A 24,633-nucleotide genomic window follows, 5' to 3' on the forward strand; every position below is an offset into this window, starting at 1 on the left:
TTCACCAGGTGACTCACAGCCTTAATTAAAGGTTTCCGGATCGGGTCCCAGCCGATTGCCGCTGTCCAGTTTCGCGATGTCGCTCACTTCATGCTTGTCCAGACGGAAGTCAAACACCTTAAAGTTCTCTTCGATGCGTGCTGGCGTCACCGACTTCGGAATCACCACCAGGCCGCTATCCAGATGCCAGCGGATAACGATCTGTGCTGGTGTCTTGCCATATTTCTTCGCCAGCGACTTGATGATCTCTTGGTCAAAGACCCCTTTACCGCCCTGGGCTAGCGGACTCCAGGATTCGGTCTGGATCTGGTGCAACGCGTTCCACGCATGCAGCGTGCGCTGCTGTAACATCGGGTGCAGCTCAATCTGGTTCACCACCGGTGTCACACCCGTTTCATCCAGCAGTCGCTTCAGATGCGCTTCATGAAAGTTACAGACGCCGATACTTTTGGTCAGACCCTGCTGCTGCAGTTCAATCATCTGCTTCCAGGCATCGACATAGTGATCTTTCTCCGGGCACGGCCAGTGCATCAGATAGAGATCGACCTGCTCCAGTTTCAGTTTCTCCAGGCTGGTTTCCATCGCCTGCTGAACGTTCTGCTGATCGTCGTTCCACAGTTTGGTGGTCACGAAAATCGCTTCACGCGGCACGTCAGTTTCCTGCAGTGCCTGGCCAATCGCCTCTTCATTTTCATAGGCGGCGGCGGTATCGATTGAGCGATAGCCGACCTCAAGCGCTTTCAGCACCGCATGACGCGCATCTTCAATACTGGCCTGCCACACGCCGAGCCCCAGTTGCGGCATCATAGTGCCATCGCGCAGTTTGATGGTGGGTTGGTCTGCCATAGTTGCTCCTTTCCGTTGCGGTTAACCCGTGAGATTTCACTGTGCTTAAGTCTAGCCAACAATTTTCAGCCTGCTTAGCTCAGACAACAACAGGCGTTCTGTTGCCGTGCCCAATTCGGTAAATTTCTTGCCTGATTCTCCAGGCTACTGGTGATTCAGGCATTCGCACGGCACACTGGATTTTTGCCCGGATAAGGAGTCGCTATGGCGCATGATGCTCTGTGTCACCGGCTGGCACAGCAGGTAGTTACCTTAATGACGCATGGTCATGACCGTCTCTGTCCGGTCGAAAATGTGTCGCTGATTTACGCTAAACACTATCTTCCCCGTACGCCGATGATGTATCAGCCCGGCATTGTTATCCTGTTTCAGGGCAGCAAAACCGGCTATCTCGGCAGCACCGTGTTTCAGTATGACGCCAGCAAGTACCTGATGCTCACGGTGCCGTTGCCAGTGGAGTGCGAAACCTGGGCCTCGCCGGAGATACCCATTGCCGGGCTGTGTCTTAATGTCGATACCGCCAGACTGCAGGATCTCCTGATTGAAATCGGCGATGACGATCAGTTCCAGCCGCAGCCTCAGACCTCGGGAATTCACTCGGCGTGGCTGACGGAACCGATGCTCTGCGCTGCTGAGCGACTGCTTGATGTAATGACCCAGCCGCGCGATGCGCGGGTGCTGGGACCGCACATCGTGCGGGAAATTATCTACTATGTGCTGACCGGCCCAATTGGGGGGGCGCTGCTCTCACTGGTGAGCCGACAGACGCAGTTCAGCCTGATCGCGCGTGCCCTGCGACGGATTGAGAATCACTATGCGGAAAACCTCAGCGTCGATGCGCTGGCGGCAGAAGTAAACATGAGCGTTTCCGCCTTTCACCATAACTTCAAAGCGGTTACGCAGACGTCGCCGTTGCAGTATCTTAAGCGATATCGGCTGCATCAGGCGCGATTGCTGATGTTGCATGATGGACTGAAAGCGAGTGCAGCGGCCGTGCGGGTAGGCTATGAAAGCCCGTCTCAGTTTTCGCGGGAATTTAAGCGTTATTTTGGCGTGACACCGGGTGAAGAGGTCAATCGTGTCAGGCAGACGGTAGCAGATCCGTCCGCCTGAGTGGCGGCGGATCCCGACGCTACACGCTGACGTCAGGCCTGTTTCTGCCGACGTTTTTTCCAGATCACCACAATGCTGCCGAACAGGCCGAGCACCAGCAACACCATCGGGAGTATCATCAGAATCGCCATCACCTGATCTTCATGACGCTTGATGAACGGCACCTGGCTGATGCCATAGCCAAAGGCAACCACAATACCAACCCACAGCACGCCGCTGAGCCAGTTAAACAGCTGAAAGCGACCATTTTGTAAGCCCGCAATGCCCGCCATAGTAGGCAGAATCGTGCGGATAAAGGCGAGAAAACGGCCGACCAGCAGCGCCATCAGGCCGTGACGGTTAAACATATTCCAGGCGCGCTGGTGATATTGCGCTGGCAGATGCATCAGCCAGCTCTTCACCAGGCGGGTATTGCCCAGCCAGCGACCCTGCAGATAGCTCAGCCAGCAGCCGAGGCTGGCGGCAGTCGTGAGGATCACCATCGTTGGCACAAAATCCATTACCCCTTTAGCCACCATCGCCCCTGCCAGTAGCAGCAGGCTGTCGCCCGGCAGGAAAGAGGCGGGTAACAGACCATTTTCCAGAAACAGCGTCAGGAACATCACGCCGTACACCACCCATACCACGTCCGGATTTGCCAGCGCGGCAAAATCCTGATGCCAGAGCGCCTGGACAATCTCGTGTAAAACACCCATTAGCGATTCCATCACGTCACAAGGAACAATCCGTCTGCGTTCAGATAGCGCAGTGATCTCACTGACAACCTGAACGATGCGGGATAAATTTTAACAATAACTATGCCGTTGTCCGGCCAACACTGCGGGCAGGCGCTACCCGGTTTACCGGCTGTTTAGCGGATTTAGCGCGTCAGGCGCGAAAAACCGGCCTCCAGATCAGCCAGCAGGTCATCAACATGCTCCAGACCAATATGCAGGCGCACCAGCGTGCCGGTGAAATCCACTCCGCCCGCCGGACGAATCTCTGCCAGCTCTTCCGGCTGATTCGCCAGGATCAGCGATTCAAAGCCGCCCCAGGAGTAAGCCATGCTGAAATGATGGAAGTGATCGAGATATTCCGCCAGCTGGTCCGCACTCAATTTTTCCTGCAGGATAAAAGAGAACAGGCCGCTGCTGCCGTTAAAATCGCGCTGCCAGAACTGATGGCCTTTGCTTTGTGCCAGCGCCGGGTGATTAACCCGCGCCACGTCGGGACGCGCTGCCAGCCACTCTGCCACCTGAATCGCGCTCTCTTCATGCTGACGCAGACGGGTGCCCAGCGTGCGCAGACCCCGGCTCGCCATATAGGCGGTATCGGCATCGACCATCTGGCCCATGAGATAAGAGTTCTCGCGCAGCTGATCGATGCAGCGCGCATTAGCGACCGCGGTGCCGATCATCGCATCGCTGTGACCAATCAGGTATTTGGTGCCAGCCTGAATCGAAATATCGATACCGTGCGCCAGCGCATCAAATAAAATACCGGCCGCCCAGGTGTTGTCGATCATGATGATCGCCTCGGGTGCTTTAGCACGCACCGCTGCCACAATCGCCGGAATATCCTGGACTTCCATGGTGATTGAGGCGGGAGATTCCAGGAACACTACCCGGGTATTGTGCTGCACCAGTGCGCCAATTTCACTGCCGATGCAGTGATCGAACCAGCCGGTCGTCACCTGCAGCTTAGCCAGAATTTTAGTGCAGAAGTCCTGTGTCGGTTCATAGACCGCACCGCTCATCAGCACGTGGTCACCCGCTTCGACAAACGCCAGAATCGCGTTAGCCACAGCCGCTGCGCCGCAGGCGTAGAGCACACAGCCCGCGCCACCTTCCAGTTCTGTCATTGCATCCTGCAGTGCAAAATGCGTCAGGGTGCCACGACGGCCATAAAAGAGTTCGCCTTTTGCCCGACCGGCAGTGGCGCGTTTTTTCTCCGCGACCGTGTTAAAAACCAGCGAGGAGGCTCGTTGAATTACGCTGTTCACCGAGCCCTGGGTATAACGCTTGCTGCGTCCTGCACTGACGAGCGTGGTATCAATTTTTCTGGTGGTCATGAGTTGCCTTCGCTGCTTCTGACTAAGCCCCCTACGTTACCACGAAACGACCAGTAGGATTGAGACTCAATGGTGATTATCAGCGTGCGCCGCAGGATAAAAAACGGCCTCGCGCACGGGCCGATTTTCATTGTGCTACATCACGCCCGTCAGGCGCGGCAACCCGAGTAAAATGGCGGGAATAGAGGTAATCAGCATCAGCACCACAATCAGCATGCCGTAGAACAGAAGCATTGTCCCGACCACCTGCTTAATCTTCTGTTTACTCACTGCGCTGGCAATAAACAGCACGGTGCCAACCGGCGGCATCATCAGTCCGATACTCAGGTTAGTCAGCCTAATCATGCTGAAGTGAACCGGATCGCCCCCTGATGCGGTCGCGATCGGCTGCTTGCCAGGAAATATACCGGCGGCAAATAGTGAGGAGAGGGTCAACATACCGCCGGTCGCCAATGAAGAGAACCGAGTTGCGTGGGTCGCGGGCTGACCGCAGAGGGGCGTGGGGAGCCAGGATAGTGAAAACGCGCACCAGTAACATGCAGCAATGTGGATTGAATGTATGCTGCCTTATGTTGAAGCGGTGTTTAAAGAGAATTTAATGCAACTTCATAGTGTCGAAATCCCCTTGCTAAAAGTGTTTCGGCCTGGTCAATTGCGGGTAAATGGCGGCGATCTTCTTTGTAAATACTAATGAGAACTACTATCAATTCGCCGCCGTTTTGCTATTATTCGCGCTTGTCTCGCATCCCTGAATCAGAAGTTGGAGAAGCAGCGTGGTAGCCAGTGATTTGATGCAAACGGACCTCTCCGTTTGGGGCATGTATCAACATGCCGATATCGTGGTAAAGGTGGTCATGATTGGCCTGTTATTGGCCTCAGTGGTGACCTGGGCGATCTTCTTTAGCAAATATGCCGAACTTAGCGCCGCTAAGCGCCGCCTGAAGCGCGAGCAACTGGCACTGGGCGAAGCCCGCAATCTGAATGACGCCGCCCGCATTGCCCAGTCGTTCACCGGCCAGAGCCACAGTACAGTGCTGCTGAATGATGCGCAGAATGAACTTGAACTGTCGGCTGGTGTGGAAGATACCAACGGGATTAAAGATCGCACCAGTTTCCGTCTTGAGCGCCGCGTCGCTGCGTTCAGCCGCCATGCAGGCCGGGGCAATGGCTTCCTGGCAACCATCGGTTCGGTTGCGCCATTTATCGGCCTGTTCGGCACCGTATGGGGCATCATGAACAGCTTTATCGGCATCGCCAAAACCCAGACCACCAACCTTGCGGTCGTGGCACCGGGTATCGCTGAAGCGCTGCTGGCGACCGCGGTTGGTCTGGTTGCTGCAATACCGGCGGTGGTGATCTACAACGTCTTCGCCCGCATGATCGCCAACTACAAAGCCTCACTGGGTGATGTCGCCGCTCAGGTGATGCTGCTGCAGAGTCGTGATATCGACCTGGGCACTGTCGCCACTGATGTTCCGCGTCCTGCGACCGCCCAGAAACTGCGCTTAGGGTAAGTTCTTATGGCAATGCGATTAAACGACGATCTGGAAACCGATGGTGAAATGCATGAGATTAACGTGACGCCGTTTATCGACGTCATGCTGGTTCTGCTGATCATCTTTATGGTGGCCGCGCCACTGGCCACGGTCGACGTGCGCGTCAATCTGCCCGCTTCAACCAGCGCCCCTCAGCCGCGTCCGGAAAAACCGGTTTACCTGTCGATTAAAGCGGATAAGCAGCTTTACGTCGGAAACGATCAGGTGACGCCGGATTCGCTGGTTAACGTGTTAACCAGCCAGACGCAGGGCAACAAAGAGACGACGATTTTCTTCCAGGCGGATAAGTCGGTGGATTATGAAACACTGATGAACGTCATGGATAAGCTGCGCACGGCGGGCTATCTGAAAATTGGTCTGATGGGCATGGAAACCGTGAAGAAATAGCGGGTTATCCAGCACCCGAAAAAGGCGACTACTTCAGTCGCCTTTTTTTATGGCCGCTCTGCGACCACACAAAATCAGGCAAATCAGTAGCAGGCCAACCACTTATGCTACCTGACACGGTTTGTTAATTAGTTGTTACTTATGTACATAGTTTTGTAAAGAGCAATGGTGAGCCAGATCACATTATTCCCGCCTCAGGCAGGCTAAAACGGCTAAAAAACAACAGGAAGCCGTTATGAGCCACGCCCCGTCTTTACAAAAGCCGCCGAAAAGTGCCGCCCGAACCATCTTTAACGTCACCAGTGGTAACTTCCTGGAGATGTACGATTTTATGGTATTTGGCTACTACGCCACCGCCATTGCTAAAACCTTCTTCCCCGGTGACGACCCGTTTGCCTCCCTGATGCTGACCCTGATGACCTTTGGTGCCGGATTCCTGATGCGCCCGCTAGGGGCCATTATCCTGGGTGCCTACATTGACCATCATGGTCGTCGCAAAGGATTGTTGCTGACGCTGGGCTTAATGGCAATTGGCACCCTGACCATTGCGGTGGTGCCAGGCTACGCCACCCTGGGCGTGGCGGCCCCGATTCTGATTCTGTTGGGACGGCTGTTGCAAGGCTTCTCGGCGGGCGTTGAGCTGGGTGGCGTGTCGGTCTATCTGGCGGAAGTCGCGCCTGAAGGACGCAAAGGCTTTTTCGTCAGCTGGCAGTCGGGCAGTCAGCAGATTGCGGTGATCTTTGCCGCCCTGCTGGGGCTGATGCTGAATCATCTGCTGGCCAAAGAGGCGGTGACAGAGTGGGGCTGGCGTATCCCGTTTGTAGTTGGCTGTCTGATTGTGCCGTTCCTGTTCTATATCCGCCGGATGCTGGAAGAGACCGAAGCGTTCAGCAAACGTAAACATCACCCGAGCATGACGGAAATCATGCGGTCGGTCGCCAGCAACTGGGCGTTGGTGCTGGCAGGCATGCTGATGGTGGTCACCACGACGGTAATGTTCTACATGATCACCGCCTTTACCCCGACCTTTGGTAAAACGGTGTTGATGATGAGTGACAAGCAGGCGTTCCTGGTGACGCTTTGTGTCGGTGTCTCAAACCTCATCTGGCTGCCGCTGATGGGGGCGCTGTCGGACCGCGTCGGACGCCGTCCGCTGCTGATCATTTTTACCCTGCTGATGATTGTCACCACCTGGCCGGTGCTGCACTGGCTGGTGGGATCGGCCAGCTTTGCCCACCTGCTGGAAGCGGAACTGTGGTTGTCGTTTCTTTATGCCAGTTATAACGGTGCGATGGTAATTTATCTGGCTGAAATTATGCCTGCAGAAGTGCGTGCAGCCGGTTTCTCTATGGCCTACAGCCTGGCGACGGCGCTGTTTGGCGGCTTCACACCCGCGATCTCCAGCTATCTGATCCACGCTACCGGTGACAAAGCAATGCCGGGCATCTGGCTGACCTTTGCTGCAGTCTGCGGGCTGATTGGTACGCTGCTGATTGGCCGGATGGTGAAGCAGTATCAGTTGCGTCACAGCGGCACGCCGGTCAGTGCTGCACTCTAAAACGACAAATCGACCACCACGCTGTCGCTGTAGTTTCCGGCTGGCGGCGTGTTCTGCGTGGTCAGGATGCGCGCGGTGTAGTCAAAACCGCGCGTCAGTCCATCCGTGGATACTGCCGTCGAGGTCGTACTGCTCCAGCGTTCAGTGCCTGCCGATCCCCAGCGATTGCTGGTGGTGCTTTTATAAATCTCATAGCTCAGACGATTTGCACCGCTCGCCATATTCCTGACGTTGCCCACCGGATAACTGCCATTGCTCAGCCCGACGGTATAGGTGCTGCCTTTGCTGCACAGCACGTTGAGGGTCTGGGATACGGCGGAGAAGCTGCCGACCAGCGGCGCGCTGCCAAAACTGACATTGGGTGCGGTAATCGTCGTGCAATCGTTGGTGAGGATGACGGTAACGGTAATCGGGATCACGCCGCTGCCGTTCTGCTCGCTTAAACAGAGATTGCCCACGCCGATGCTGGTGCAGATGCGGTAGGTCACTGCCATATTCAGTGTGACCTGATAAGTTCCGGCGGCGACCACCTGCCCGGGAACGGTGCGCAGATAGATCGGAATAGCGAAGTTAAGGCTGCCCAGCAAACCCGCCAGATTAATCAGGGTCTGCGATCCAAAGACAAACGGCGCGCCGCCAATTGTCAGTTCACTGGCGCAGACAGTGTCGGTGCAGAGCCGAACCGGCACATTATCGCTGCCGGTATCACCGCTGCGTTTCAGCGTACCGCGCGTGCCATTGCTATTGGTCGCGCCAGTCAGTTGAAAGGTTATCTGGTTATTGCCCAGCAGCGACAGCGCCGCACCCGCGCCACAGTTGACGTTGGCATTCGTGGTGGTGGAACTGACGGTGGTATTCGCTACAAAGGTGGTGACAGAACCAAAGCTGGCGGTGGAGGCGGGCAGGGTGCAGGCGGCGTAACTCAGTGACGGCAGTAACAGCAGCAGGCCAGCCAGTAATAGAGATTTCATTATGGTTGGGTTCCAGACGTAAAAGATTCAGCGGGAGAGGCAGCACTGCCTGTGGCAGGCGCGGGCAGCGCACAGATCAGGGGGCCATAGGTTTTTAGCGCCTGAGGTTGACCACTGGCGATACGCAGTTCGGTTTCGCAGCGTCGACCATCGGGCGTCACCACCGCTATCGGATTATTGGCGGTGAGATCCTCCATCCAGACCATGCCATCCCAGCCGACATACCCGGTGGAACGATCAGGACGCAGCACCAGGCTTGAGACCGGCAGCGGCTGGCCCTGCGTATCGAGCAGGATCACACTGGCTGAACGTAGTTTCTCCACCGGGAAATTGAGCAGGTAACCGCTCTGGCGCTTCACTGCGAAGCGCTGCTCAACCCGGGGCGTGGTCATATCTGCGGGCAGGTCGAGGGTATCGATATCATATTTGGCCGGATAGTAGCTGCTGATGGCGGGCACCAGCAGATAGCCCTGTTGGTTGGTGCGTCCCATCGACTGATTTTCGTAGCGCACGGTAACGTCGGGATAGCGGGTTTTCACCAGCACAAAGGCGTCGTTGATGGTGTTAGCGGCAAAGACGCCTTTGTCCATTAACACCAATGCGCCGGAGAGATCGGCCCACTGGGTGAGGTTATCATCATCGCCATAGAAGCCCGCCGAAGTGTCGATTTGGTTGTTGCGATAGCGCAGACTGCCCTGCCGATAATCGCCGCTGTCACCGCTCTGATTCGCCCAGGAGGCATCCCAGGCGAACCCGCCGTCGCTGGGCATGGCGCGGGAGGCATAAACACGCTGGCTGTCGCGGCCGCGCTGATCGCGTTCTGTGCTGATGGCCGCACTGCCCTGTTCGCCAAAGGGGATCACCAGCGAGAGGGCACCCGTCCAGCTCTTTTCCAGCTGATCGCGGCTGGCCGAGACATAGAAGCTGCTGTTACCCCACAGGTTTTTACTCCATGAGAGGTTCCACAGCCGGGTGCGATCGCCCTGGCCGTCGGTGATATCGATGAAAGCGGCGCCGACGCTGCCAAAGCGGTTCAGCGACACGCTGGCACTGTACTGGGCACTGCGGCGTGACAGTGCGTAGCGGGTGTCCGCCTGGCTACCGGCACGGCTGCCGACCAGCGCCAGATTACCGAAGTCGCTGCTGCGCTGGGTCTGCTGCGTGCCGATGTTGAACCAGCGGTTGTTGTACTGATACCCCCAACTATATTGCCTGCCGCTCTCGCCATCGAGCTGACTCTGCGCCACCGCGCCGTTAACTACGCCCCAACTGCCGACGCGCAGCTGACCTCCCAGCCCGCCCATCGCCAGACTTTCGCTGCCTTCAGCGTGACTCTCCAGCGTCAGCCAGTCCGTCATGCCGAAGCGATACGAGCCGCTGGCGGCGGCCTCACCATAATCGAAGTTTTTAATACCGTAGTTTTCACGGATCGCTCCGGCAGAAAATGCGTAGTCCGACAGCCCGGATTTCAGCAGGTTACTGGAGACGTAAAATGGCATGGTAGTGGTGACGCGTCGGCCTACCGCATCGGTGGTGGTGATCACCGCGTCACCCGCGCCGTTTACAAACGGCACATTGGTCAATGACCAGGGGCCGGGCTGCACGTTTGCCTGGCTGGAGCGATAACCATTGATAAAGAGATCGACGGTAGAGGGGACGGCAGCCTGGCCGGAAAAGGCGGGCAGCGGATAGGTCACCAGATCGGGACGGACGCTGAAATCACGACCGATGCGGATGCCGCCGAGCCGCACGCTGCTGCTCCATGCCAGTGAGACGGTCACCAGATCGCCGACCCGCCAGCTTACCGCTGCGTTCTCGTCTTCGTTGCTCCACCCGCTGTCGTAGCGGATATAGCCATCATCCTGATAAGACGTATTGCCTTCCAGCTGCTGCTGCCAGACGCCGTTGGTGGTGAAGTGTCCGGCATCGCCAAATAGCCGCAGTTCGTTCCACGCGGAAAGGCGGCTGCCGCTGTTATCGGTGCGGCTGGCGTAGAGGTCGTAGTTAATTAACGCGCCGCTGCTGGTGCGCCCCGGATAATGCTGCCCGTTCTGCGCTTCGCCAATCACCTGACCGGGCAGCCACTCAGGTGGCACGGAAAGCAGCAGGCGCTGCCGCGCAGCGTCATACTGCACGTTTATCGGTTGCAGGCTGCTGACATCGACCTGCGGCTGCTGGCCCAGTTTATCCAGTGGCAGGCCGGCATGCTGAAGATCGCCGCTGCGCAGCCAGAAATGACCGTCACGCTGCTCAACCGGCACAATGTTGCCGTTCGCCTGCTGGTTAATCACCAGCTCCAGCATATATTGCTGAGCGTTGCCGCGGGTCTGCAGGCTGGGCGGGGGGGGCAGGGATGAATACGTCTCCGCCAGCACAGAATCCGGCGAAAAGGCGTAAATGACACTGACCACCGCCAGTGCGCAGGAATGCAGGGAAAAAGGTCTCATTCAGCGCTTATTTCTGGGCAGCGCTGTGCCACTGGCTTTTGTTGACCTCCGCGGTGAGTTCGCCGCTGACCGGCGCAGTCAGCGGCCAGCGATGAGAGCTGTCAGCCAGTACATAGCCGTATAAACCTTCGCCCAGTTTGCGACCGCCAATCGCCACATTGCTCAGCCGGGCATACCCGTTGCCGCTGTTGGTCAGCTGGAGCCAGCGCCTGCCGCCCTCGCTGACCTGTTGCCAGCGCAGAGTCGGGTGGGCGCTGTCGGTGTTCAGCCCGGTACCATAAACAAACAGCGGCACCGAATAGCGCATCTGGAAGGTCAACCCGGCCTGGTTCTCGCCGGGATTGCGCGGCATGGGGATCTCATCCATCACCACCCGATAGGCCAGCTCTTTACCGGCCGCTGGGGGCGTCTGTTTAATCAGCCTGACCAGTTGTCTCTGGCCCGGCTCCATCCGCACCATCGGCGGGCTGGCAACCACCTGCTGTTGAGTCTGGTACTGCTCCTGGCCGTTGATTTGCTGCCAGCTGAAGACGCGGATCTGCATCAGGGTGGTGCTGTTACCGCGATTCTCCAGCCAGAGTTCGCTGGCTTTTTCTTCAGGATTAATCGCGGGGTCAATTGGCCAGATCATCACCGAATTAGCGGCGAAGGCCGGAGAGAGCAGGGTGGGACTCAGCAGCAGCAGGGCGCGCAGTGGCTTCATGATCATATCCTTATTTTTTATCGCCTCACCAGCTCAGGGTGACGGTGAGCGTGTCGGTATAAACGCCGGCGCGCGCAGTGCCGGGCAGTTGTAGCTGGCCATAGATCGGCAGCGTAATGTTATTGGCATTGCTGTAGCTCAGTGGCAACGCCTGGTTAACCGGGATCACCGTGGTGCGGCTGGCGTTGCTAAAAAGCGTATAGGGAACGGAATTGCTGAAATTGGGCAGCTTCAGATTACGGGTGGTGGTGAAGTGGGTGCCCTGATTAATGCTCATGCTCAGCGTGGTGCCTGGTGTACAGGCCAGATTAATGGAGGTGCTCTGCAGATAGCTGGCGTTGATGGTACTGGCTGCCACTCCAGACTGCGTGCCGAAATTAAGCGTGCCAAAAACACCGGTATCGGTACCGGATATGACACAGCCTGCCACAATCGAAGCGGTGACCTGGAAGGTGCTGGTGGGCAGACTCCAGGCGCTGACACTCCCTATCAGCAGGGGCAGACCGTGTGCGACCATCAGGCAGGATCGCCAGAGAACCACCCTTATTTACCTGCGACAGCAGTTAATAGTTCACGGCAACGTTGATCGTATCGGTGTAGGTTCCTGCAGGGATCAGGGGATTAAAGCCGCCGCCGACTACCCGGCCATAGATGGCGTAGTTGGTTCCCAGCGTCGGATCAGTCGTCCCACTGGCCGCAATTGGCGTATTGTTGGCGATCGCTGTGGTGAAGGAGGCGTCACTGTAGAGGGTGTAGGCGATGCCCTGGGCATTATTCGATCCCAGTATCAGATAACGTGGCGACGTTGAAGCGGTGCCATAGATGGTTGCCGGCGCAGCATTACTGCTGGTCACAACCACGTTGTAATCCTGACCGGTCGTGCAGCGCACAAAAATGCCGTTACCCGCCGCACCGACCAGCGTGGCGTTCAGAGTATCAAAAGTGGCTGCGCTGCTACCAAAGTTCAGGGTACCGAAGTTAACGCCCGCCGTGGCGGACTGACCGTTCACCAGACAACCGGTGGTCAGCGTCAGAGTGGCATTGATAGTTCCCGAGGTCGTAGCCGCCTGGGTGAATGGCGTAATTGCAACGGTGAATCCTGCCGCAGCAACCAGAAAAAGCTTGAATTTCATAATATTTCCTAACGGATTATTGAGGATCAGTGCTTTTCCACCCAGTGCTTTTTAACGATTCAACCCAAAATAAGGTAATAAAAATAACAAGGCGGCCAATACCGCAGTCTTAAGAAAAATCCGATGCTTAAGAATAATGATTTATATCAGTTTTACTTACTATAGAACAGTTAAAGCGTTACGCGAAGCCCTGCCATTTATTTTGTATTAATCAAACGGTCTCTGTGGCCGATAACCCAGTAATAACAAGGCATAAAAGCGAGACGGCAAAACAAAACCCTTTGTTTTTTCGCCATCTGGCATGCTTTCAGTTTCGGTGATATGTTCATGTACCAATCAGACATAATAACGATTTACCGGGTGCCTTCGCGGACGGGTAATAAGAGGCAGGTTGTAAATATCCTGCGTTTATTGGCGTGTTTTGCCCGGTCTTCGGGGCCACGAAATACCGGAATTTAATCACTTTCACCCCCAGGGTGTTTTTAATCTCACTTTTATGACTTTAAGCCGCACCCGTTTCTCCGCGGGTGTCAGCATCGCTATTGATAATTTCGGCATTGGCTATGCCAACCTGCTTGCAGCTCAACGATCTGGCTGCCAGTGAACACATAATCGATCGCAGCTTTATCGACTGCCTGCGATCTGGCAGTGAAGATGCCACGAGGGTCAGCGCCATAGTGACGCTGGCGCAGAGCCTCAATCTGTGCAGGGCAGCGGAAGGGGGTGAGACTGAAGAGCAGCAGGATTTGCGCACCAGCTTAGGCTTTGATGCGTTGCAGGGTTATCTGCTGGGCAAGACGACGCCAGCGGACCGGGTTGAAGCGTTGAGTTTTCCCTGACTGCGACAGCCGGTGGCGTCAGTATCCGGTTGACACGGACGATAGATTTCAGCACTCAGAATGAGTGAAAGGATGCACGGTTCGCGGCTCAGTAACCGCCGGACCGTGCCGATAACCAAGAGAATACTTTTAAAACCCTCTGCCCAACCACAAGCTCGGCTTTCGCGGGAATGCACTATGTTAGTGACCTCATACGACTCTTTTATCGTCATCGTTTCAGTTCTTGTCGCCATGCTGGCTTCGTTTACCGCCTTAGATATGGCGGGAAGGGTGGTGCATTCAACCAGCAAAGTCGCGCTGGTCTGGCTGGTCGGCGGCGGTTTTTCCATGGGTATTGGCATCTGGGCGATGCACTTTATCGGCATGCTGTCGATGAACATGGAGATGGTTATGAGCTACAACGCCGGGCTAACCGCCCTCTCCGCGGCCATCGCGGTCTGTGCCTCAATATTTGCGCTGTGGCTGGTCTGCAATGGCGATCTGCCTTTACCGCGACTGACGGGCGGCGCGCTGATCCTCGGCAGCGGCGTGGTAGCGATGCACTACACCGGCATGGCGGCCCTGATGTTCTCTCCCGGCATCGTCTGGAAATGGGGCTGGGTGGCACTGTCGGTGGCGATCGCCCTGGCCTCCTCGGGTGCGGCGCTGTGGCTGGCGTTCAACCTGCGTGAGGGGCAGACCGGCCGGGTCACCTTACTGCGCATTGGCGCATCCGTGGTGATGGGATGCGCTATTGCGGGCATGCATTACACCGGCATGATGGCGGCAGAGTTTCCTGCCCACAGTCATCCGGTCGGGCAGGGCGTTAACAGCAACTGGCTGGCGATTCTGGTCACGGTGGTCACCATCTCAATCCTGGGCATTACCCTGCTGGTGTCGACGCTGGATGCGCGGATGCAGACGCGCACCTCGATTCTTGCCAGTTCGCTGGCTGACGCCAATCATGAGCTGGCTCAGCTGGCACTGCACGACAACCTGACGCGGCTGCCGAACCGTATTCTGCTGGAAGATCGGCTGGAGCAGGCGATCAACAAGGCGAACCGTGAGCAGATGCAGTTTGCCCTGATGTTCATGGATCTCGATGGGTTTAAAGCGATTAACGATGCGTTCGGGCACCACATTGGCGACCGTCTGCTGGTGGGCGTGACCGAGCGGATGAGTCAGCAGATGACCGGCTACTACACGCTGGCGCGTCTCGGCGGTGATGAGTTCGTGCTGCTGGTGGAGATCGACGATCCCAATGATGCGGCGGCCATTGCCGATAAACTGGTCAAAGCAGTGGACCGTCCGTTTGATATCTCACGCTATGAACTGGTGGTATCGCTGAGTCTCGGTATCGCGGTCTATCCTGGCGATGGCGTGGATGAGCGCGAACTGATGTTCAACGCTGATGCGGCGATGTATCACACCAAAAATAATGGCCGCAACGGCTACACCTTCTTTCAGCCCTCAATGAACATTCAGGCGCAGAGCCAGCTTCAGCTGAACAACGATCTCTGGCAGGCGCTGGATAATGATGAGCTGCGCCTGTTCTATCAGCCAAAATATTGTGCGCCGTGCGGCCCGCTTCTCGGTTTTGAAGCGCTACTTCGCTGGCAGCATCCGCAGCACGGCATGCTGTCGCCCGATAAATTCCTGCCGATGGCGGAAAAGACCGGAATGGTTGTTAGCATTGGTAGCTGGGTAATCCATGAAGCCTGTCGCCAACTGCGCCAGTGGCATCTGCAGGGCCATCCGGACTGGTCGGTGGCGGTGAACCTGTCGGCATTGCAGTTTGAGCAATCGAATCTGGTAGAGACGGTAATGGATGCGCTGGCAACACATCAGATTCCGGCCGAACTGCTGACGCTGGAAGTGACCGAGACTACCGCGATGCGCGATCCCGACGAGAGCGTGCGTATTCTCACCGAGTTGACCCAGCTTGGGGTGAGAGCCTCGATTGATGACTTCGGCACCGGCTACTCCAGCCTGCTCTATCTGAAACGGCTACCGGCCAGCGAGCTTAAGATCGATCGGGCCTTTGTTAGTGAACTGCAGCATCAGAAAGAAGATGCCACCATCGTCTCGGCGATTGTGGCGCTGGCACAGTCACTGCAACTGAAAGTGGTGGCCGAGGGTGTTGAAACCCCTGAACAACAGGCCTTCCTGACCACTCTGGGCTGCAATACGCTGCAGGGCTACCTGCTGGGCAAGCCGGTCCCCCCGGAGCAGGTGCCGGAACTGGCTAACTTTGTGGTGGCGGAAAGTGAAGAGGCGGTGACAGATAGGAGCCTGATTGCTGAAGCCAATCAACCGCTGATGCCGCAGGTGGCTGTGATCTGATGCACCTGAAGCAGGGCAGAATCAGCGCGATCATCTAAGATAAGCGATTCGCACCGCCTGTCATTGGCCGCTGTGCGTGATAAAGTCTCGCGGTTAAACGACTTGCGGTTAAACAAGGAGAGGCGACCCGTGGCGAAATACCAGCGATTGATGGATGAGATTCAGCAGCAAATAGAGGCCGGGATCTGGCTGCCGGGCACGCGTTTGCCTTCGTTGCGTCAGCAGGTGGCGCAGCAGGGTGTCAGCCTGATGACGGTGCTGCATGCCTATGAATTACTGGAGAGTCAGGGCTGGATCGTCTCCCGTCCGCAGTCGGGTTACTATGTGGCACCGCGTGCTTTAGCACCCGCACCGCTGAGCGTGGCGATCAGTGAGCAGGTCGATATCAACGACTTTGTGTTTGATGTGTTACAGGCTACGCGCGATCCCGCCATCGTGCCGTTTGGCTCCGCTTTTCCCGATCCCGCACTGTTCCCGCAGCGCCAGCTGATGCGCTCGCTGGCTAACGTCTCCCATCATCTGACCCCAACCGATGCGCTGCACAATCTGCCGCCCGGCAACGCCACGCTGCGACAGCTACTGGCGCAGCGCTATGCGCGTCAGGGCATCACCCTGTCGCCGGATGAGATTGTCATCACCAGCGGAGCGCTGGAGGCGCTGAACCTCAGTCTGCAATCCCTGACCGAGCCGGGCGATTATGTGGTGATTGAACATCCGGGGTTTTATGGCGCCCTGCAGGCGATAGAGCGGCTCAAGCTCAAGGCGCTGGCGATCCCGGTCGATGCCAGGGATGGCATCGATCTCGCCCAACTGGAGGAGGCACTGCAGCGCTGGCCGGTGAAAGCCTGCTGGCTGATGACCACCCTGCAGAATCCACTGAGCGTAACCTTAACCCCGGAACGCAAACAGCAGTTGATAGCCCTCCTGGCGCGTTATCAGGTGCCGATGATTGAAGATGATGTCTATGCCGAACTTTGGGCGGGTGATGCGCCTCCGCTGCCTGCGAAAGCCTGGGATCGCCAGGGGAATGTGCTGCACTGTGGCTCGTTTTCAAAGTCGCTGGTAGCGGGCTTTCGCGTCGGCTGGGTCGCGGCGGGACAACATGCGCAGCGTATTCAACGCCTGCAGTTGATGAGCACGCTCTCCACCAGCGCGCCGATGCAGCTGGCACTGGCCGATTTTCTCGCCACACGGCGTTACGATACGCACCTGAAGCGGCTGCGACAGATTCTGGCGAAGCGCCAGCAGCTGGTACGCCAGGCATTGCTGAAGGTGCTGCCGCCACAGGCCACGGTCAGCGAAGCGCGTGGTGGCTATTTTCTTTGGGTGACGTTGCCGGACAGCATCGATACCACCCGACTTTATCAACAGGCGTTGGCTCAGGGGATCAGTATTGCACCGGGGCAGTTGTTTTCGGCAGGTGAGCAGTTCAGTCACTGCTTCAGGTTGAATACCGCCTGGCCATGGGATAGTCGGGCCGAGGCGGCGATAGAAACGCTGGGTCAGTTGATGGCGGAACGGCAGGCGGATTAGACGTGTGCCGCTTCCTTGTGGCCCCAGGTCAGGTAGTAGACATCATAGAAGTCCACTTCCCCTTTTTGCGTCAGCAGGCGCTGGATTCCGCTTTTCACCCGTTCAGGTGTTTCAGGCAGCGACAGAATGCGTGAGATCGCCTGTTCACGTACCGGCTGAACGTAATACCACTCGCCGTTGTAGCAGACGCGCAGATCGAGCGCATCGATATCTTCAAAGCGATATTTCGGGTTGATATCCAGCAGCATCAACACACTCATCACCAGCACAAACACGGTGGCAAACCAGAAGGCGGGCCAGCCAAGCATCTCGGTGGTGAAAATCAGCGCCACACACAGGCCATAGCAGAGGTACATGACTGCCCAGAGGCCGGGGTGGTTCTTCAGAAACGAGAGGCTAAAGCGCGGCAAATTGTCGCGACGTTCTTCGCGGTTAAGCGTGGCGATCTCGTCAATCAGGATTTGTTTAATAGCGTCCATTTGTTACCTCATTGTCATCTGTTAGCTATTACAACAGATAACAGTCAAGCATATCAGAAACAGATCTGTGTGGTTTTTGTATAACAGTTTATAAAACGCCTGCCGGTGAATCGGGCTGCCGCACCCGGGTCTCTGGCCGCCTGACATTTTGCAACACTTTGCTGCAGTAAGAACCGCTACCCGCCGCCGTACAGCCACAAGCTCACCCTATTGTTAACGACACATTTGGCTTTAGTCAGCGATATCAGTCAATTATATCAATTGTGTCGTCTGGCGCACATTGCATTGTGCCGGAGGTTTGCCACACTTAAAAAAAAACCGGAGAACCTGTATGCCAGCCTCATCCTCCAGTCTGTTATTAATGATGTCTTTTGCCGCAGTGACCTTCTCGGCCGGGGCCTCTGATAATCCTCAACATCTGATGTTCGCCACCCCATCGGGCGGCGTGCCCAATAACCCGTTACCTCTGATTATCTGGCCGCGTGTGGTGCCGGAAGAGGAGGAGATCGCTGCGTGGTTTGAGAAAACCTTCGATGAAAATGGCTGGCCGCCCGCCTGGCGCTATCCGATTTTTCCTTATACCCACTATCATCCCAACACCCATGAACTGCTGGGCGTCGCTGAAGGCTGGGCGGAAGTGCTGTTCGGCGGCGACAGTGGCCGGATGGTCACGTTGCACGCAGGCGATGCGGTACTGATTCCGGCGGGCGTCGGTCATCGGCAGGTCAGCGCCAGTGAAGATTTTATGGTGATCGGCGCTTATCCGCACGGCATGTCGCCGGAGACGCTGCGCGATGAGCCGGCTCAGCTTAAAATGGCGCAGGCGCAGGTGAAAAAAGTGCCGTTGCCACCGCAGGATCCCTTTACCGGCAAAGAGGGGGCATTAACAGAGATCTGGCAACCCATCGCCGCTATGCAATTACAGCAACAGATGGATGTGTAAACACCCGGACCAGTCGCTAAATGATTAAGCGCGGGCATGCCTCGCGCTTCTCCTGACCGCTTCTGAAATCACTTTTAACGGTCACGCCTACTCGCATATTCTGATTGTCACACCATTGAACCTTTGCCCGCCGCTGCCGATATATCCCCTGTTAAGATGAGTTATTCTTCTTACTACGCTTGTCTTTGCAGACCTTTTCCGCTTTAGTCCCGGCTCGCGTTTAAGAATATTTCTAAGCCATTACCCGGCTACCGAGCAGCAGGCAAATAACAATGGATAATAACTCTGATGTCATGTATCGCATGCTGGTACAAAGCGTGATCGATTACGCGATCACCCTGCTTAAACCGGACGGAACCGTCGCCAGCTGGAACGGCGGGGGTCTGCATGTCCTTGGTTACAGGCCAGACGAAATTATTGGTCAGCACGCCACCCTGTTTTACAACGAAGAGGATCGTCGTCGCGGTCAGCTGCAGCGCGAACTCGATAGTGCGGCCACCGTCGGGCGTTACGAAATCGAAGGCTGGCGCTGTCGTAAAGATGGCAGCACCTTCTGGGCATACGTGGTGATCTATCCGATCCGCGATGAAGCGTCTCAGTTGGTGGGATTCGCTGTTGTCTGCCGCGACTGTACCCGGCAGCAGGAGCAGCAGCGCAAAGAGCGGGAACAGGAGATGCGCTTCCGTCTGCTGGTAGAGGGCGTCACTGATTACGCCATCTATATGCTCGATCATGACGGTAATGTGGTGAACTGGAATGCTGGCGCACAACGCGCCAAAGGCTATGTGGCAGAAGAGATTGTCGGCCAGCATTTTTCCCGCTTCTACAGCGCGCAGGATCGACTCAATCATGTTCCCAGTCAGAACCTGCAAACTGCTTACCGCACCGGCCGTTTTGAAGATGAGGGCTGGCGCTACCGCAAAGATGGCAGTGCCTTCTGGGCGCATGTGGTGATCGACACGCTCCGCGACGATCAGGGCAAGCTGCTGGGTTACGCCAAAATTACTCGCGACTGCACCGAACAGCAGCGCGTCCGTAGCCAGCAGCGGCAGCAGGAACAGCGTTTCCGTCTGCTGGTCGAAGGCGTCACCGATTACGCCATCTATATGCTCGATGTCGACGGCGTGGTGGTGAACTGGAACGCCGGTGCCCAGCGCGCCAAAGGATACAAAGCGGACGAAGTGGTAGGTCAGCACTTCTCGCTGTTTTACAGTGCCCAGGATCGGCTGAACAGGACGCCGGAAGCTAACCTCGGTATCGCGCTGAAAACCGGCCGCTTTGAAGATGAGGGGTGGCGCTACCGCAAAGATGGCAGTGCTTTCTGGGCGCATGTGGTGATCGACGCGATCCACGATGATAGTGGTAAGCTGGTCGGCTTCGCCAAGATCACCCGTGACCGCACGGAGCGCCGTGAGCAGGAGCAGCAGGTGCTGCGCGCCCGTGATCTGGCTGAAGCTCAGAGCATCCAGAAAACCGCGCTGTCTAAATTCCTGGATAACATCATTGCCAACATTCCCTCCTGCGTGATTGTTGAAGATGCCATCACCCGCGAGATCCTGCTGGTTAACGACCGTACCCAACAACTGTTCGGCCTGTCGAAATCACTGATCATGAACAAGCGCCCGCACGAGTGCATGTCGCCTGAACTCAGCGACTACTTCAATAATCTGGCGGATGTTGCGCTGCGCAGTGAAGGCATACATGCGCGTGAGCAGTTGCTAATGACCGCCAGCGGCGAACGCATTCTGCATACCCGCGCCACCGCAATTAATGGCCAGGATGCACGCCGCAACTACCTGATGCTGCTGGTGGAAGATGTCACCGACCAGCGCGCGGCCGACGCCCGTATTCACCATATGGCGCACCACGACAATCTCACCAGCCTGCCGAACCGCATGCTGTTCCGCCAGCGTCTGAGTGAGGCTTTGCGCACCGCGGCTCAGACACCGCGCCAGACCGCCGCGCTCTGCCTTGATCTTGATAACTTTAAAAATGTGAACGATGCGCTGGGCCACCAGATTGGCGATGAGTTGCTGCGCAGCGTGGCTAAGCGTCTGCGTAACGTGCTGCGTGATCAGGATACGCTGGCGCGTATTGGCGGGGATGAGTTCGCCATCGTGCTGCCCTCAGTAACCAGTAATGAAGAGGTGAGCATTGTGGCGCAGCGCCTGATCGAGGCAATTCGTCCACCGGTTAACATTGAAGGCCATAATCTGTCGGTCGGGCTGAGCGTAGGCATTGCGCTCAGCACCACCATCATCAATACACCGGAGCAGCTGCTGCGCTGTGCTGACATGGCGTTGTATGAAGCTAAACGCAACGGTCGCAATCGTTATGAGCACTTCACGCTGGAGATGGACGATGTGGCGCGCAGCCGACGCCTGATTGAAAACGATCTGCGCGATGCGATCAGTGGCGGGCACCTGCGGCTCTACTATCAGCCCATCACCAACGGCGATCACCGCACGATTATTGGCTACGAGGCACTGATGCGCTGGCATCATCCGATCCGGGGATTGATCATGCCCAACGACTTCATCCCGATTGCGGAAGAAACCGGCCTGATTCATATGCTGGGGGCGTTTGCACTCTATGAAGCCTGCCGTGAAGCGGCGAGCTGGGAGGGGGAGCAATCGGTGTCGGTCAACCTCTCACCGCTGCAGTTTAAAAACAGCTCGCTGGTGCCGGTGGTTGAAGGCGCGCTGAAGGCGTCGGGTCTGGATCCGGCGCGACTGGAGGTGGAGATCACCGAATCGGTGCTGCTGGATGATTCGCTGGGGAATATCCGTACCCTGCAAAACCTCAAGGCGCTGGGCGTGCAGATTGCGCTGGATGATTTTGGCACCGGCTATTCGTCGCTGAGCTATCTGCGATCTTTCCCGTTCGACAAAATCAAAATCGACAAATCCTTTATCAACGATATGGGCGACAGTCGCGAGGCGCTGGCGATTATCCGCGCCATCACCGGCATGAGCCGCAGCCTGGATATTCAGATTACCGCCGAAGGTGTGGAGAGCGATGAGCAATTCGCTCAGCTGCGCGATGAGGGCTGTACGCTGTTCCAGGGCTTCCTGTTCGGTCGGCCTCAGCCGTCGGAACTGCGGCTGAAAACACTGGGTTAATCGATGCTGAGTTAATCAATGCTGGGTTAATCATAGAGGCCATGCTGCTGGACCGGCGCATGGCTGAGGTTATCGCGGATGCGGCGCACCGACTCGCGCACCACCAGCCTGCCATTCATCAGCAGGCTGCCGGTGGGTGTGCCGGGATTCAGTCGCATCTCTTGCAGCATTCTTACTGCCGCTGCGCCCAGTTCATCACGCGGCACCTGCACCGAGGTCAGCGGAATATCATGGATAGCGGCCAGGTTAAAACCATCCATGCTCATCACCGAAATATCCTGCGGCACCCGCAGGCCGGCCTGCTCCAGCGCAGTGACGGCGCCTGCTGCAATGTAATCACCGCTGGCGAGAATCGCGGTCGGGCGCAGCGCCTGGGGGCAGTGGCGCAGGTATTCACTGAGCCGCTCCGCGGCTTCATTGCTGCTGAAGCTGTTGAGGGTCAGCAGATGCTGGCGACTGTCAAAGCGCAGGTTCATCGCCTGCCAGGCATCGCGCACGCCCTGTAACCGCTGTTCCATGGTGTAGCGGCGCAGGCAGTGCAGCGACAGGATCTGCCGGTGCCCCTGCCCAAACAGATAACGCGCTGAGAATTCGCCAATCAGTTGATGATGCGGCGAGACTGAAGGCAGGCGCATGCGGCGATCGCGGGCGTTAATCAGCACGCAGGGCTTGTTCATCTCCGCCGCCAGCTGATGAATATGCTCATCATCAATGCCGATCAGCAGCGCCGCTTCGGTCTGCTGCATCTTATCGATAAACAGCGCGGCGTCACTTTCTACTTCTTCCAGCGGGCAATAGCGCAGCCGCACTTCATGCGGCTCCACCGCCTGGCTAATCCCCTGAATCACCTTGTAGTAGAAGATGTCACTGCGCACATCAAAGGCACGAGGCGGCGCAAAGACCATCAGATTATTCAGCAGCAGGCGACCGCTGTGCAGGTTGTTCAGCACGCCCTGCTGTTGTGCCACGGCCAGCACTTTGTCACGGGTAGCAGGTCGGGTATTGGCTTTCCCCGCCAGCACCCGCGATACCGTGCTGATAGAGACCCCGCTCAGCGCCGCAATCTCGCCTATTTTCAGCCTTTGTTTCATTCTGTGATCGCCTTCAAATCTGCCGATGAAAAATTTTTCATAGCTTGCTGAATCGCGTCAGATAAGCGTTTCAGTGCCAATTTATGCCGCGATTAAGCCTGCCATGAAAAGCGTTGCAAAAAAGTGGCTGTCCCCACGTTTCGCACTTTTCTAAGTTCGCTAACAGAACACGCGGTACGCCAGCAGGCGGTGTGCGTCATTAATGGCAATCAGGAGTGGCACAATGAGCCTCGAATCAACGACGAAACCCATCAGTGCTTCACGCACGGTGCGCGTGATTAAAAATTTACGCTGGTGGATGCTGGGAATGTTCCTGCTGGGTGTGACCGTTAACTACCTCACCCGCAATTCGCTCGGCATTCTGGCACCGGAACTGAAAAACAGCCTGAACATGAGTACCGAACAGTACTCCTGGGTAGTGGCGGCATTTCAGCTGGCCTATACCCTGTTTCAGCCGATTTGCGGCTGGCTGATCGATGTGATCGGACTGAAGATGGGCTTCCTGATCTGCGCGCTGATCTGGTCGGTGACCTGTCTGTTGCACGCTGGTGCGGGAAGCTGGCTGCATCTGGCGCTGCTGCGTTTTGTCATGGGCGCGTCGGAAGCGGCGGCTACGCCCGCTAACGCCAAAGCGATCGGTGACTGGTTTCCGAAAAAGGAGCGCCCGGTCGCCGCGGGCTGGGCGGGCGTCGGCTTTTCGATTGGTGCGATGCTGGCGCCACCAATTATTTATATCGCGCACATTACCTTTGGCTGGCAGGGCGCATTCCTACTGACCGGCGGGCTGGGACTGCTGTGGGTGGCACTCTGGTGGTGGGGCTATCACTCGCCGGACAGCCATCCTCGTCTCTCAACTGAAGAGCGCGCCTTTATTAATCAGGACAACGAAGCGATCGGTGAAAAGCTGCCGTTCTTCACCGCGCTGAAAGTAATTGGTAAGGAGAAGAAATTCTATGGCATCGCCATCCCGGCCTTTCTGGCCGAACCCGCCTGGGCGGTACTGAGTTTCTGGGTGCCGCTCTATCTCGCCAATGAGCGCGGCATGGATCTCAAGCAGATTGTGATGTTCGCCTGGCTGCCGTTTCTGGCCGCCGATCTTGGCAGCGTCGCCAGCGGCTATCTGACCAAAATCTATGTGCGCGGGTTCGGGTTCACCCGCGTGAACTCGATTGTTGCCAGTTCGGTAACCGGTGCACTGCTGATGGTCTCGCTGGCACTGATGACCCTGGTGAAAGATCCCTGGCTGGCAATCGCCCTGATTTCCATCGGTGGCTTTGGTCATCAGGTGATCTCCTGCATGCTGAGCGCGCTGGTGGTAGAGCGTTTTGATCGCCGCCAGATGGCCACGGTCAATGGCATGCGTGGCTCCTGCGCCTGGATCGCCAGCTTTATCTTCTCGCTGATTATCGGCGTCACCGCCGATACCATCGGCTTCAATCCGCTGTTTGTGGCGATGGGCTTCTTTGACCTGATTGGTGCCGTTTTCCTGGTGATGCTGATCGCCGAACGCCGCCAGCGGCCTGCCAACCCATAAGGATAT

Annotated in this window: 19 protein-coding genes and 2 pseudogenes; 10 read left to right on the top strand and 11 right to left on the bottom strand. The window is 56.9% G+C overall.

The features are described 5' to 3' along the window. Window positions 1-21 precede the first annotated feature (21 nt). Entirely contained in the window at window positions 22-846 is an 825-nt protein-coding gene (gene dkgA / locus WFO64_RS11275; RefSeq protein WP_337011694.1) for a 2,5-didehydrogluconate reductase DkgA, read from the bottom strand. Window positions 847-1,050: 204 nt separating this feature from the next. Between dkgA and WFO64_RS11280 the strand changes: the two genes are divergently transcribed. Further along, the gene (locus tag WFO64_RS11280) at window positions 1,051-1,959 is read left to right on the top strand and encodes an AraC family transcriptional regulator (protein WP_337011696.1); all 909 of its coding nucleotides are present in this window, start codon (window positions 1,051-1,053) and stop codon (window positions 1,957-1,959) included. 32 nt (window positions 1,960-1,991) lie between these two features. On the opposite strand, the gene WFO64_RS11285 is transcribed toward WFO64_RS11280, so the two are convergent. From WFO64_RS11285 to WFO64_RS11295, 3 genes and pseudogenes are all read right to left on the bottom strand, one after another. Next, window positions 1,992-2,654 carry a DedA family protein gene (locus WFO64_RS11285; RefSeq protein ID WP_337011698.1) on the bottom strand — a complete coding sequence of 221 codons (663 nt, stop codon included), beginning with the start codon at window positions 2,652-2,654 and terminating at the stop codon, window positions 1,992-1,994. Between the two features lie 164 nt (window positions 2,655-2,818). Next, window positions 2,819-4,009, bottom strand: a complete 1,191-nt coding sequence (metC, locus tag WFO64_RS11290; protein WP_337011700.1) for a cystathionine beta-lyase — start codon at window positions 4,007-4,009, stop codon at window positions 2,819-2,821. 135 nt (window positions 4,010-4,144) lie between these two features. Then, window positions 4,145-4,396, bottom strand: a pseudogene (locus WFO64_RS11295) (TRAP transporter large permease subunit); the annotation flags it as partial. A 404-nt stretch (window positions 4,397-4,800) separates the two neighbouring features. Here WFO64_RS11295 and exbB point away from each other — a divergent pair. From exbB to WFO64_RS11310, 3 genes are all read left to right on the top strand, one after another. After that, window positions 4,801-5,523, top strand: a complete 723-nt coding sequence (exbB, locus tag WFO64_RS11300; RefSeq protein ID WP_337012062.1) for a tol-pal system-associated acyl-CoA thioesterase — start codon at window positions 4,801-4,803, stop codon at window positions 5,521-5,523. 6 nt (window positions 5,524-5,529) lie between these two features. Continuing rightward, window positions 5,530-5,952 (top strand): TonB system transport protein ExbD, encoded by a 423-nt coding sequence (exbD, locus tag WFO64_RS11305; RefSeq protein WP_337011702.1) that lies wholly within the window; start codon window positions 5,530-5,532, stop codon window positions 5,950-5,952. 235 nt (window positions 5,953-6,187) lie between these two features. Continuing rightward, window positions 6,188-7,510, top strand: a complete 1,323-nt coding sequence (locus tag WFO64_RS11310; protein ID WP_337011704.1) for an MFS transporter — start codon at window positions 6,188-6,190, stop codon at window positions 7,508-7,510. Here the strand turns inward: WFO64_RS11310 and WFO64_RS11315 are convergent. From WFO64_RS11315 to WFO64_RS11335, 5 genes are read right to left on the bottom strand one after another with little or no spacing between them, the layout of a single operon-like run. After that, window positions 7,507-8,481: a Csu type fimbrial protein gene (locus WFO64_RS11315; RefSeq protein WP_337011706.1), complete on the bottom strand. Its 975-nt coding sequence runs from the start codon at window positions 8,479-8,481 to the stop codon at window positions 7,507-7,509. The genes WFO64_RS11310 and WFO64_RS11315 overlap by 4 nt on opposite strands. Then, a complete protein-coding gene (locus tag WFO64_RS11320; protein WP_337011707.1) occupies window positions 8,481-10,928 on the bottom strand; it encodes a fimbria/pilus outer membrane usher protein in 2,448 nt (815 codons plus the stop codon). The genes WFO64_RS11315 and WFO64_RS11320 overlap by 1 nt, the downstream gene beginning before the upstream one ends. Window positions 10,929-10,935: 7 nt before the next feature. Next, complete coding sequence (locus WFO64_RS11325) at window positions 10,936-11,631, bottom strand: fimbrial biogenesis chaperone (protein ID WP_337011708.1); 696 nt, start codon at window positions 11,629-11,631, stop codon at window positions 10,936-10,938. Between the two features lie 25 nt (window positions 11,632-11,656). Next, on the bottom strand, window positions 11,657-12,148 hold the full coding sequence (locus tag WFO64_RS11330) for a Csu type fimbrial protein (RefSeq protein WP_337012064.1): 492 nt from the start codon (window positions 12,146-12,148) through the stop codon (window positions 11,657-11,659). A 46-nt stretch (window positions 12,149-12,194) separates the two neighbouring features. Further along, on the bottom strand, window positions 12,195-12,764 hold the full coding sequence (locus WFO64_RS11335) for a spore coat protein U domain-containing protein (RefSeq protein WP_337011711.1): 570 nt from the start codon (window positions 12,762-12,764) through the stop codon (window positions 12,195-12,197). Between the two features lie 523 nt (window positions 12,765-13,287). Here WFO64_RS11335 and WFO64_RS11340 point away from each other — a divergent pair. The 3 genes and pseudogenes from WFO64_RS11340 to WFO64_RS11350 form a co-directional block, all read left to right on the top strand. Next, window positions 13,288-13,603, top strand: a pseudogene (locus WFO64_RS11340) (EAL domain-containing protein); the annotation flags it as partial. A gap of 177 nt (window positions 13,604-13,780) precedes the next feature. Further along, window positions 13,781-15,925 carry a bifunctional diguanylate cyclase/phosphodiesterase gene (locus WFO64_RS11345; protein ID WP_337011714.1) on the top strand — a complete coding sequence of 715 codons (2,145 nt, stop codon included), beginning with the start codon at window positions 13,781-13,783 and terminating at the stop codon, window positions 15,923-15,925. A gap of 129 nt (window positions 15,926-16,054) precedes the next feature. Then, window positions 16,055-17,458 (top strand): aminotransferase-like domain-containing protein, encoded by a 1,404-nt coding sequence (locus tag WFO64_RS11350; protein ID WP_337011716.1) that lies wholly within the window; start codon window positions 16,055-16,057, stop codon window positions 17,456-17,458. Here WFO64_RS11350 and WFO64_RS11355 read toward each other — a convergent pair. Then, the gene (locus WFO64_RS11355; protein WP_337011718.1) at window positions 17,455-17,937 is read right to left on the bottom strand and encodes a YlaC family protein; all 483 of its coding nucleotides are present in this window, start codon (window positions 17,935-17,937) and stop codon (window positions 17,455-17,457) included. The two genes, WFO64_RS11350 and WFO64_RS11355, sit on opposite strands and share 4 nt — an antisense overlap. A gap of 331 nt (window positions 17,938-18,268) precedes the next feature. Between WFO64_RS11355 and WFO64_RS11360 the strand changes: the two genes are divergently transcribed. Both WFO64_RS11360 and WFO64_RS11365 read left to right on the top strand, forming a co-directional pair. Beyond that, window positions 18,269-18,880: a cupin domain-containing protein gene (locus WFO64_RS11360; protein ID WP_337011720.1), complete on the top strand. Its 612-nt coding sequence runs from the start codon at window positions 18,269-18,271 to the stop codon at window positions 18,878-18,880. A 272-nt stretch (window positions 18,881-19,152) separates the two neighbouring features. Then, window positions 19,153-22,002, top strand: a complete 2,850-nt coding sequence (locus tag WFO64_RS11365) for a sensor domain-containing protein (RefSeq protein WP_337011722.1) — start codon at window positions 19,153-19,155, stop codon at window positions 22,000-22,002. Window positions 22,003-22,028: 26 nt separating this feature from the next. Here the strand turns inward: WFO64_RS11365 and WFO64_RS11370 are convergent, their stop codons facing one another. Then, on the bottom strand, window positions 22,029-23,093 hold the full coding sequence (locus WFO64_RS11370) for a LacI family DNA-binding transcriptional regulator (RefSeq protein ID WP_337011724.1): 1,065 nt from the start codon (window positions 23,091-23,093) through the stop codon (window positions 22,029-22,031). A 223-nt stretch (window positions 23,094-23,316) separates the two neighbouring features. Between WFO64_RS11370 and WFO64_RS11375 the strand changes: the two genes are divergently transcribed. Further along, window positions 23,317-24,627, top strand: coding sequence for an MFS transporter (locus WFO64_RS11375; RefSeq protein WP_337011726.1), 1,311 nt, complete (start codon window positions 23,317-23,319; stop codon window positions 24,625-24,627). The last annotated feature ends 6 nt before the right edge of the window (window positions 24,628-24,633 follow it).

It is taken from the genome of Pantoea sp. AS142 (assembly GCF_037152305.1).
Lineage (GTDB): Bacteria > Pseudomonadota > Gammaproteobacteria > Enterobacterales > Enterobacteriaceae > Pantoea.

What these genes read in the sequence shown, in the direction of transcription:
- exbB (WP_337012062.1), top strand. Translation starts at nt 4,801, where the DNA reads ATGCAAACGGACCTCTCCGTTTGGGGCATGTATCAACATGCCGATATC.
- WFO64_RS11335 (WP_337011711.1), bottom strand. Translation starts at nt 12,764, where the DNA reads ATGAAATTCAAGCTTTTTCTGGTTGCTGCGGCAGGATTCACCGTTGCA.
- WFO64_RS11285 (WP_337011698.1), bottom strand. Translation starts at nt 2,654, where the DNA reads ATGGGTGTTTTACACGAGATTGTCCAGGCGCTCTGGCATCAGGATTTT.
- WFO64_RS11355 (WP_337011718.1), bottom strand. Translation starts at nt 17,937, where the DNA reads ATGGACGCTATTAAACAAATCCTGATTGACGAGATCGCCACGCTTAAC.
- exbD (WP_337011702.1), top strand. Translation starts at nt 5,530, where the DNA reads ATGGCAATGCGATTAAACGACGATCTGGAAACCGATGGTGAAATGCAT.
- WFO64_RS11280 (WP_337011696.1), top strand. Translation starts at nt 1,051, where the DNA reads ATGGCGCATGATGCTCTGTGTCACCGGCTGGCACAGCAGGTAGTTACC.
- dkgA (WP_337011694.1), bottom strand. Translation starts at nt 846, where the DNA reads ATGGCAGACCAACCCACCATCAAACTGCGCGATGGCACTATGATGCCG.
- WFO64_RS11375 (WP_337011726.1), top strand. Translation starts at nt 23,317, where the DNA reads ATGAGCCTCGAATCAACGACGAAACCCATCAGTGCTTCACGCACGGTG.
- WFO64_RS11325 (WP_337011708.1), bottom strand. Translation starts at nt 11,631, where the DNA reads ATGAAGCCACTGCGCGCCCTGCTGCTGCTGAGTCCCACCCTGCTCTCT.
- WFO64_RS11365 (WP_337011722.1), top strand. Translation starts at nt 19,153, where the DNA reads ATGGATAATAACTCTGATGTCATGTATCGCATGCTGGTACAAAGCGTG.
- WFO64_RS11315 (WP_337011706.1), bottom strand. Translation starts at nt 8,481, where the DNA reads ATGAAATCTCTATTACTGGCTGGCCTGCTGCTGTTACTGCCGTCACTG.
- WFO64_RS11310 (WP_337011704.1), top strand. Translation starts at nt 6,188, where the DNA reads ATGAGCCACGCCCCGTCTTTACAAAAGCCGCCGAAAAGTGCCGCCCGA.
- WFO64_RS11370 (WP_337011724.1), bottom strand. Translation starts at nt 23,093, where the DNA reads ATGAAACAAAGGCTGAAAATAGGCGAGATTGCGGCGCTGAGCGGGGTC.
- WFO64_RS11360 (WP_337011720.1), top strand. Translation starts at nt 18,269, where the DNA reads ATGCCAGCCTCATCCTCCAGTCTGTTATTAATGATGTCTTTTGCCGCA.
- WFO64_RS11330 (WP_337012064.1), bottom strand. Translation starts at nt 12,148, where the DNA reads ATGGTCGCACACGGTCTGCCCCTGCTGATAGGGAGTGTCAGCGCCTGG.
- metC (WP_337011700.1), bottom strand. Translation starts at nt 4,009, where the DNA reads ATGACCACCAGAAAAATTGATACCACGCTCGTCAGTGCAGGACGCAGC.
- WFO64_RS11320 (WP_337011707.1), bottom strand. Translation starts at nt 10,928, where the DNA reads ATGAGACCTTTTTCCCTGCATTCCTGCGCACTGGCGGTGGTCAGTGTC.
- WFO64_RS11345 (WP_337011714.1), top strand. Translation starts at nt 13,781, where the DNA reads ATGTTAGTGACCTCATACGACTCTTTTATCGTCATCGTTTCAGTTCTT.